The following is a 9,018-nucleotide window of genomic DNA, read 5'->3' on the forward strand; positions in this document are numbered from 1 at the left end:
GAATCGACCTGGCCTTTCGCCCAGTCGCACGCTCTTTAAATTCTTACTGGGGGCTGATTCGTCTCCTCAGGGGCTGAAAAAACCGACGTTCAGTCGATCTTTTCATTTGGATAGACCCCCCAAAGGTCGGATTGCTGAAGATAGCCGCTGAAACTGTCGATGCTGACGCGGCACCAGGTCCCGTCGCAGCTGCGGACATTGGCGATGACATTGGGTTGCAGTTTTGCGATCGTCGCGGATTGCGCGCTCGCTTTTTCATGAAGCGCGGAATCGATTCCCTTTTTCCAGGGCGCGACGAGCGCCGTTCTTCGACCCGACAGGAGAGAATGCAAGACCCAGCCTTCGGCCCCTTCCGAGTCGCGGACCTTGCGCCATGTCTCGAATTCGGCCGTGATCTCGACGGGAAGCCCGGCGCGCTGAAAAACCCAGGTGGTCCGATGGTCCTTCGAGGGGCCTTCGTGCAAATTCACCCGATCCGATTTCAAGCTCACATAGCGCGGCACCGACAGGCCGCTCGCGGAGCCGATTTGCTCGGCCTGGGCCGCGAGGCCCATGGACGCGACGCAGGCAGCTAGGGCGAAGGACCGACCCAAGGACGACCAGGCAGGAACGTTGCGAATCATTCGGCGAGCCATTCCAATTATTGTCTTCTCTAGCCGGCGCCCCGGAGCGGCGCCGGTCCGGGGCGGAGAAGAGAATGCCTTGAAAAAATTGATCGTATCTTTCGAGCAGAGCATATTTCAAACCAATGATTTCGAAACTTTCCTCGTGGCCCGCGCGAGACGCCGCCGGTCGTTTGCGTCGCCGCCGTCATCGAAAGGATCGAGATATGGCGCGCGGAAGTCTGCAGCCATTTTTTCGTCCCCCTGCGTCGTTTACATTCCCGTCCGGCCGCCGTTCGGGTCGCATAGCGGCCCGGCGTCGCTCGGCGAAAGGGGGGCGGCGTTCTTGTCTTTGGCCGGCCATCTGCTACAGAGGCCGCGACTGGCGCGTAGATGGAAATCGCTCGATCTTCTGCATTGGCCAACGTTAAAGTCGGGTGAAGACCGGATCGATCGGGCGACTCGTCGCCTCGACCGGCAGGCCGCGCCGAGCGGCTCGCGCCTGCGCGGTTCCGCCGAAATCCGGACCTGCGCGGGATAAGTCGGGAGGACCAGATACAAGATGGGCCGGAAGAAACCGCTCGTTGTCGTAACGCGTAAATTGCCCGATGTCGTCGAAACGCGCATGTGCGAGCTTTTCGACGCCAGGCTCAACATCGAAGACAAGCCGATGTCGCGCAACGAGATCGCCGCCGCCTTGCGTTCGGCGGACGTGCTCGTGCCGACGGTCACCGATCGGATCGACGCCGAGCTCATCGCCCTTGCCGGAGAGCAGTTGAAGCTCATCGCCAATTTCGGCACCGGGGTGGACAATATCGACGTGCCTGCGGCTTTGGGCCGCGGCATGACGGTCACAAACACGCCGGGCGTCCTGACCGAAGACACGGCCGATATGACGATCGCGCTCATTCTCGCCGTCGCGCGCCGGGTCGTCGAAGGCGCCAGGGCCATCCCGGCCGGACATTGGGCCGGATGGTCGCCGACATGGATGCTCGGACGCCGCATCACCGGCAAGCGGCTGGGCATCGTCGGAATGGGCCGCATTGGCCAGGCGGTCGCCCATCGCGCCCGCGCCTTCGGGCTGCAAATTCATTATCATAACCGCAGGCATGTCGCGGCCTCGATCGAGGAGGCGCTGGAGGCGACCTATTGGGAATCGCTCGACCAGATGCTCGCCCGCATGGACATCGTGTCGGTCAATTGTCCGCACACGCCCGCGACCTATCATCTGCTGTCGGCGCGCCGCCTGAAATATCTGCGCCCCCACGCGATCCTCATCAACACGGCGCGCGGTGAAATCATCGATGAGAACGCCCTCACGCGCATGCTCGAGGCGGGCGAGCTCGCCGGCGCCGGGCTCGACGTTTTCGAGCACGAGCCCGCCGTGTCGCCAAAGCTTATTAAGCTCTCGAATGCCGGAAAGGTCACGCTTCTGCCGCATATGGGATCGGCGACGACCGAAGGGCGCATCGACATGGGCGAGAAGGTCATTATCAACGTCAAGACCTTCATGGACGGTCACCGTCCGCCCGACCGCGTCCTGCCGGCTATGCTTTGAATCGCGCAAGTCCAATTGAGCTTAGATGAATGATGAAAGCAAATATTCGCCGATCGACAAGATATGGTCTTTTGCATTTTTAGATTATTGCGGCCGCTTCCGGAAAAATCGGGCGAATGCAGGCGAAAAGCCGGCGCCCATTATTCGTCATCATGCTCCAGATCTCGCGCAGCGATCCGCTTTCTCGCCGCATTGCAAGAATAATTAAAATTTTCGCTTCACATTCGCCGCCGGATCGAGGCCGCCGAGAGGGCTTCCACAGCCTTGACATCGCGGCGATCCCGTTGGGTACTATCGCATCTCCACCAGATGGGCCGGCTGCGGCTCGCGGGAAGGAACAAGGCATGTCGACGATCATCGGAAATGCGCTCAGGGCCGGCATGGCGCTCGGCTTGAGCATTGCTTTGATGGGAGCAGTCTCGGCTCCGGCTCGGGCCCAGGACGGCGGCGCCGTGGCGGCCGGCATTATCGGCGGCATGGCGCTCGGCGCGATCGCCGGAAGCGCCATTGCAAGCGCGCCTCCGCCGCCCCCGCCGCCCTATTATTACGAGCCGGTCTACGCGCCTCCGCCCCCGCGCTGCTGGCTTCAGCCGCAGCAAGTTTGGAACGGCTACGCCTACGTCTGGACTCGCGTGCAGGTCTGCAACTGATCATCCGCTCGAGCTCGAGCCCGATTTGCCGTGAGGGGAGGCCGCGTCAATAGCGCGGCATTTCTCCGCGCGCGTCTGGAAGGACGAGGGCGGCCTCCGCCGCGATCTCGATCGGTCTCATAATCGATCGCCAGAGTTCTTGATCGCCACACGAGGCGCCGACCGGCATGAACAGATTCGAACGCGGCTTCGATTCCATCGTCTTCAATAGCCGTTGGTTGGCGGCGCCCTTTATTCTCGGGCTCATCCTCGGCTTGATTGGGCTTCTCTATAAATTTCTCGTGAAGCTCGTGGAATTCGTGTGGCAGCTCCGCGGTCTTCCCAATTCCGACGCTCTCGTCAGCGTTCTCGGCCTCGTCGATCTATCGCTCGCGGCCAATCTCACCTTGATCGTGATCTGGTCGAGCTATGAGAATTTCGTCCGGCCGATTGATCCGTCCGACCATCCCGATATGCCGCACGGTCTGACCAGCATAGGGTTCTCCTTGCTGAAGCAGAAGCTGCTTGGCTCGATCGTGGCGATCAGCGCGGTTCATGTGCTGGAGTGGTTCATGGACATCGACCATACGGCCGACACCGTCACTTTCGCCTGGTTGATCGGAACGATGATCGCCTTTGCGGTGGTCATGCTCGTAGTCGCGGCGGCCGATCGGATGAGCGAGGCCAGAGCGCGCGCGGACCATTGACTCCGCGTCTCTGCTCGCCGGCGCGGCGCGACGATCTTGTCCACATTGCGGCTTTCCTTTAAGCTTCAGCTTTCTGATGCGGCCGAGACAAGGCGGCGGCAGATCGCGAAGCGGCTTTCTTGCGCATTCATTCGCCGGCTGCATTCGCGTTCAGTCAGAAAGCTAGCTGCTTTAGCAAATCGGACGCGAGCGTCGCCCGCGCCGGTTGCGATTGAGACCTCGTCGTCTCGGTCGACAAGTCCTCGACGAAAAGAAATCAAAAAGCGGCTTGATGTGAGGAAAGCCTGAGTTCCAGCGAAAAAGGGGTATTATAATATGATTTCTCGCCGCTCTTTCTTGAACGGTCTGTTTGCGATCGGCGCCGCGTCGGCGCTTGTGGGCGCGGTCGCGTCGGAAGCCCTGGCCGCGCCGGAAACTCCGGCTGCGCCGCACGAGCCGATGGCGCGTCCTGGCGCCCGCACCTCGTCGCGCAATCATCGTCGGTCGCGTCCCAACAGTTTTTGGAGCCGTCGCTCCCGGCGTCGCGCCAAGAAGGCGCAACTTCGCAAGGCCAAGCCACAGCAGTAATTTGCTTTAGCTTTTGAACGGCTATCGGCCGAAGGGCTTCATTCGGCCGAAAGGCGCTCTAAGCCTCCGGGGATCAGACAGTGCCCGACCGTCAAGGCGCAATGATCTTGTCTATGTCGACTCGGCTCATCGGAGAGCAAAGCCATAAATTGGCGCTGCTCTCCGAATTGACTTTGCGCATGCTTGTGAAAATTCGCTGAGCGGGGAACGTTGACGGCTCGTTGAGCTCTGCGTGCGGATGGACTTGAAGGACGGCGCCTTGGACCCTTCCGAATTCGAACGCGAGATCGAGCCGCCGCGCCGCCTCCGCGCGCTCCTGATTTTGCCAGCGATCCTCTTGCTGCTCGCCGCCTGCAAGCAGGACAATGAAACCAAGCCGCCGCAAGCGCGTCCAGTCCGGACCGTCACGACCGAGAAAGGCGCGATCGGCGAGCTCGTGGCGCTGACAGGCCAGATTCAAGCCGAGAACGAGGCGGCTCTTTCCTTCCGCATCGGCGGCCGGATCATCGAGCGCCTGGCCGGAGTGGGCGATCACGTCGAGCCCGATCAGATCTTGGCCAGGCTTGACTCCAAGAACGAGGTGAACGCCCTGCGCTCGGCCCAGGCCGCACTCTCCGCGGCGCAAGGCCAGCTGGTGGAGGCGCGCAATAATTTCGACCGTCAAAACCATCTCATGGAGCGGGGCTTCACGACCCGTGTCTTGTTCGACCAGGCGCAGCAGAATTTGCGCACGGCCCAATCCCGGGTCGACGACGCGCATGCGCAATTGCGGACCGCGGAGGATCAGGTCAGTTTCACCGAGCTCAAGGCCAATGTCGCCGGCGCGATCACGGCGCGTGGCGCGGAGTCGGGCGAGGTCGTGCAGGCGGGGCAAATGATCTTCCAGGTCGCCCGACACGACGGGCGCGACGCCGTGTTCGACGTTCCGGCGCAAGTCATTCGCGCGGCGCCGCCGAACCCCAAGATCGTCGTGGCCTTGACCGACGCGCCCTCCGTGACGGCGTCAGGGCGCGTGCGTCAGGTCGATCCGCAGGCCGATCCCATCACCCGGACCTTCAGGGTGAGGGTGAGCCTCATCGATCCTCCCGCCGCCATGCGGCTGGGCGCGACGGTCACCGGCCGTATGGAGCTCGAGTCCGCCGCCGGCGTCTCGGTGCCGGCGAGCGCGCTCACCAATGTCGGCGGCGCGCCCGCCGTCTGGATCGTCGATCCCGAGAGCCTCACCGTGTCGTTGCGCAATGTGGAGGTGCGTCGGTTCGACCCCGGAACGGTCGTGATTTCGGACGGGCTCGAAGGCGGCGAGATCGTGGTGACCGCGGGCGTCCAGGCGCTTCACCCGGGTCAGAAGATCCGGCTCCTCGGATCGTCTTCGTGACCGGCCTCAATCTGTCCGAATGGGCGCTGAAGCACCGGTCATTCGTCGTTTTCATGATGATCGCCGTGACGCTTGCTGGCCTCGCCTCCTATTTCCGGCTCGGCCGCAGCGAGGACCCCGCCTTCACCTTCAGGACGATGATCGTCCAGGCCTCCTGGCCCGGCGCGACGCTCGACGACACGCTGAAGCAGGTGACGGAGCGGCTCGAGCGCAAATTGCAGGAGACGCGCGGCCTAGACTTTTTGCGCAGCTACACGAGCGCAGGCGTCACGACCATTTTCGTCAATCTGAAAGGCGAGACGCGGCCCGCCGAGGTTCCCGACATCTGGTATCAGGTGCGCAAGAATATCGCCGACATTCGTCACACTTTGCCGGCGGGCGTCGTCGGACCCGGCTTCAACGATGATTTCGGCGACACATTCGGGCTGATCTATGGCTTCACGGCCGACGGCTTCACCCATCGCGAATTGCGCGACTATGTCGAGGACATCCGCTCGCGCCTGCTGCATGTCCCGGACGTGTCGAAGATCGAGATCATCGGCGCGCAGGACGAGCAGATCTTCGTCGAATTCTCGACGAAGCAGCTGGCCGGGCTCGGGATCGACCGCGCCGCGCTGATCGCGGCGCTTCAGGCGCAAAACGCCGTCAGCCCGGCGGGCGAGATTCAGACCGGCAATGAGACGCTCGCGATCCGCGTCTCCGGCGCCTTCCGGTCCGAAGCGGACATTCTCGCGGTCAATTTCCTCTCGAACGGCCGGCTGATCCGGCTGCGGGACATAGCCGAGGTTCGCCGCGCCTATTCCGATCCGCCGCAGCCCATGTTTCGCGTCAATGGCAAGCCGGCGATCGGCCTCGCCATCGCCATGCGCAATGGCGGCGACATTCTGACGCTCGGCCGCAACGTCAAGAGGGCGATCGACGAGGCGGTGGCCGATCTGCCGCTCGGCGTCGAGCCGATCCTCGTCTCGGATCAGCCGGTGGTCGTGAGCACGGCCATCGGCGAGTTCATGGAATCGCTCTGGCAGGCGATCGCCATCATCATGGCGGTGAGCTTCGTGAGCCTCGGCGTGCGGGCCGGCGCCGTCGTCGCGCTGTCCATCCCGCTGACCATGGCCATCATCTTCCCAATCATGGAAGGGCTAGGCATCGATCTCCAGCGCATCTCGCTCGGCGCGCTGATCATCGCGCTCGGCCTTCTCGTCGACGACGCCATGACCACGATCGACGTCATGACCTCGCGCCTCGCGCAAGGCGACAACAAGGAGCAGGCGGCGACTTTCGCCTATAAGACCCTGGCTTTCCCCATGCTGACGGGGTCCTTCGTGACCGCCGCGGGCTTCGTCCCGATTGGCTTCGCGCGCAGCGCTGCGGGCGAATATACATTCTCCATTTTCGCCGTCGTGACCATCGCGCTCATCGTCTCCTGGTTCGTGGCCGTGCTCTTCGCGCCCTTGCTCGGCGTCGCATTTCTCAAAAGGCCCGAGTCGGCGGAGAAGGGCCATGGCGCTGTCGTGCGCGCCTTCCGCTGGTTTCTTGTCCGCGCAATGCGCTGGCGCTGGCTGACTATCGCCGCGACGCTCGCCTGTTTCGCAGCCTCCCTCTTCGCCTTGCCCTCGGTGCCGCGCCAGTTCTTTCCGGCCTCCGATCGTCCCGAACTCGTCGTCGATCTCACTCTGCCGCAAAACGCCTCGATCTACGCGAGCGCCGACCTCGCCGCGCGCTTCGATCACCTGCTCGAGGGAGATCCCGACGTCGCGCGCTGGAGCACCTATGTGGGGCGCGGCGCGATCCGCTTCTATCTGCCGCTCGACGTCAAATTGGCCAATGATTTCTTCACCCAGGCCGTCGTCGTCGCCAAGGACGCCAAGGCCCGCGAGCGGCTCCATGCAAAGCTCGAGAAGGCGCTCGCCGGGCAATTTCCGAGCGCCGTCGCCCGCATCTCGCCCCTGGAGCTCGGGCCGCCGGTCGGCTGGCCGGTGCAATATCGGGTCGGCGGGCCGGACATCGAGCAGGTGCGTTCAATCGCGCTGCGCCTCGCCGAGCTGCTCGGCGCCGACGCCCATGTGAAAGGCGTCAATTTCGACTGGATCGAGCCGGCTCGAAAGCTCCGCATCAAGATCGATCAGGATCAGGCGCGGCTCCTGGGCTTGAGCTCGCGGGCGCTCGCCGACGCGCTGAACGGCGTCATGACCGGAACGCCTATCACCCAGGTGCGCGATGACATCTATCTCGTCGACGTGATCGCGCGGGCGCAGGATGAGCAGCGCGTCTCCCTCTCGACCTTGCGGGCGCTGCAAATCGCTCTGCCGAATGGGCGAACCGTGCCGCTGAGCCAGGTCGCGAGCTTCGAGTTCGATCAGGAATATCCGCTGGTCTGGCGAAGGCAGCGCGTGCCGACCCTGACCGTGCAGGCCGATGTCGCCTCAGGTGCCTCGCCCGAAAGCGCGGTGCGGGCGCTCGCGCCGGCCGTCGCGAAGCTGAGCGAGAGCCTGCCGAACGGCCATCACATCGACGTCGGCGGCACGGTCGAGGAAAGCGCGAAATCGCAAGCCTCGGTCTTCGCCAAGATCCCGCTGATGCTCTTCCTCATGGCTTTCTTTTTGATGGCGCAGCTCCAAAGCTTCAGCCGCCTGTTCCTCGTCGTCGCCGTCGTGCCGATGGGGCTCATAGGCATCGTCGCGGCGCTGCTCATTTCCGGCAAGCCGATCGGCTTCGTCGCGATCCTCGGCATCTTGGCCCTGATCGGGATTATCGCCCGCAATGCGGTGATCCTCATCGAGCAAATCGAATCCGAGCGGCGCGAAGGGCGACAGGTCTGGGACGCGGTCGTCGAGGGAACGCTCTCCCGTTTCCGACCGATCATGCTGACCGCGATCTCGACCGTGCTCGGCCTGATTCCAATCGCGCCCACCGTGTTCTGGGGGCCGATGGCCTTCGCCATCATGGGCGGCCTATTCGTGGCGACCATGCTCACCCTGATCGTCCTGCCGGCGCTCTATGTCGCGGCGTTTCGGATCAAGGAGCCGTGCGAAGAGGGCGCCGCCGCCTGATCGGCCGGCGGCTTTTGTTGCGCACGATGTGAGCAATCCGCCGACCGAACCGGTCAAAAATGTTTCACGTGAAGCAAGCGTGGGTTTGTCCGACAGCGTCTCGGTTTGAACATTGGTGATGGGTGGATTTGAGGCTGTCAGTTCGCGGGCCTGCAATTTGGAAAGCAGTCTTTGTGTTTATGGTATCGCTTTCGATGCGCCTCACGATCTCGATGACGAAATCTTTGAACGCCGCTTTGTCCATGAGCTTTCGTCGGTCGTAGGCGCCATCGGCGAACAAATGCCTGACCCACGGCCAGCGCTTGCGAATGGCGTCGAGAATTTGCTGCGCGCCGGCAGAGTCAGAGATGTCCGCAGTCGTCAGATTGATCATGAGCCGCCTCCCATCTGTATCTACGGCGATGTGACGCTTGCGTCCCTTGATCTTCTTGCCGGCGTCGTAGCCTCGAGTTTCGGCCGCCGGGGCTTTGACCGATTGGCTGTCGACAACGCCCGCCGAAGGGCTCGCCTCCCGTCCGGCGCGCTCGCGG

At 63.1% G+C, this 9,018-nt stretch carries 7 protein-coding genes (1 of these 7 cut by a window edge); 5 read left to right on the forward strand and 2 right to left on the reverse strand.

The features are described 5' to 3' along the window. Positions 1–89: 89 nt before the first annotated feature. Entirely contained in the window at positions 90–623 is a 534-nt protein-coding gene (locus tag METAC_RS0118280; protein ID WP_425338925.1) for an SH3 domain-containing protein, read from the reverse strand. A 541-nt stretch (positions 624–1,164) separates the two neighbouring features. Here METAC_RS0118280 and METAC_RS0118290 point away from each other — a divergent pair. The 5 genes from METAC_RS0118290 to METAC_RS0118335 all read left to right on the forward strand — a co-directional run bounded on the left by METAC_RS0118290 (position 1,165) and on the right by METAC_RS0118335 (position 8,488). Then, positions 1,165–2,160 (forward strand): 2-hydroxyacid dehydrogenase, encoded by a 996-nt coding sequence (locus METAC_RS0118290; RefSeq protein WP_026608139.1) that lies wholly within the window; start codon positions 1,165–1,167, stop codon positions 2,158–2,160. Positions 2,161–2,504: 344 nt separating this feature from the next. Continuing rightward, on the forward strand, positions 2,505–2,810 hold the full coding sequence (locus METAC_RS0118300; RefSeq protein WP_051335675.1) for a hypothetical protein: 306 nt from the start codon (positions 2,505–2,507) through the stop codon (positions 2,808–2,810). 167 nt (positions 2,811–2,977) lie between these two features. Continuing rightward, positions 2,978–3,496, forward strand: a complete 519-nt coding sequence (locus METAC_RS24435) for a YqhA family protein (protein WP_051335676.1) — start codon at positions 2,978–2,980, stop codon at positions 3,494–3,496. A gap of 889 nt (positions 3,497–4,385) precedes the next feature. Continuing rightward, a complete protein-coding gene (locus tag METAC_RS0118330; RefSeq protein WP_425338938.1) occupies positions 4,386–5,438 on the forward strand; it encodes an efflux RND transporter periplasmic adaptor subunit in 1,053 nt (350 codons plus the stop codon). Next, positions 5,435–8,488 carry an efflux RND transporter permease subunit gene (locus METAC_RS0118335; protein WP_026608145.1) on the forward strand — a complete coding sequence of 1,018 codons (3,054 nt, stop codon included), beginning with the start codon at positions 5,435–5,437 and terminating at the stop codon, positions 8,486–8,488. Before METAC_RS0118330 ends, METAC_RS0118335 begins: the two co-directional genes overlap by 4 nt. 64 nt (positions 8,489–8,552) lie before the next feature. On the opposite strand, the gene METAC_RS24440 is transcribed toward METAC_RS0118335, so the two are convergent. Further along, on the reverse strand, positions 8,553–9,018 hold the 3' portion of the coding sequence (locus METAC_RS24440) for an IS5 family transposase (RefSeq protein ID WP_280643018.1). It continues 311 nt past the right edge of the window; the window shows 466 of its 777 coding nt (coding positions 312–777); the start codon falls outside the window, past its right edge — the gene reads right to left on this strand; the stop codon is at positions 8,553–8,555.

The sequence above is a fragment of the Methylocapsa acidiphila B2 genome, from assembly GCF_000427445.1.
GTDB classification, from domain to species: Bacteria; Pseudomonadota; Alphaproteobacteria; order Rhizobiales; family Beijerinckiaceae; genus Methylocapsa; species Methylocapsa acidiphila.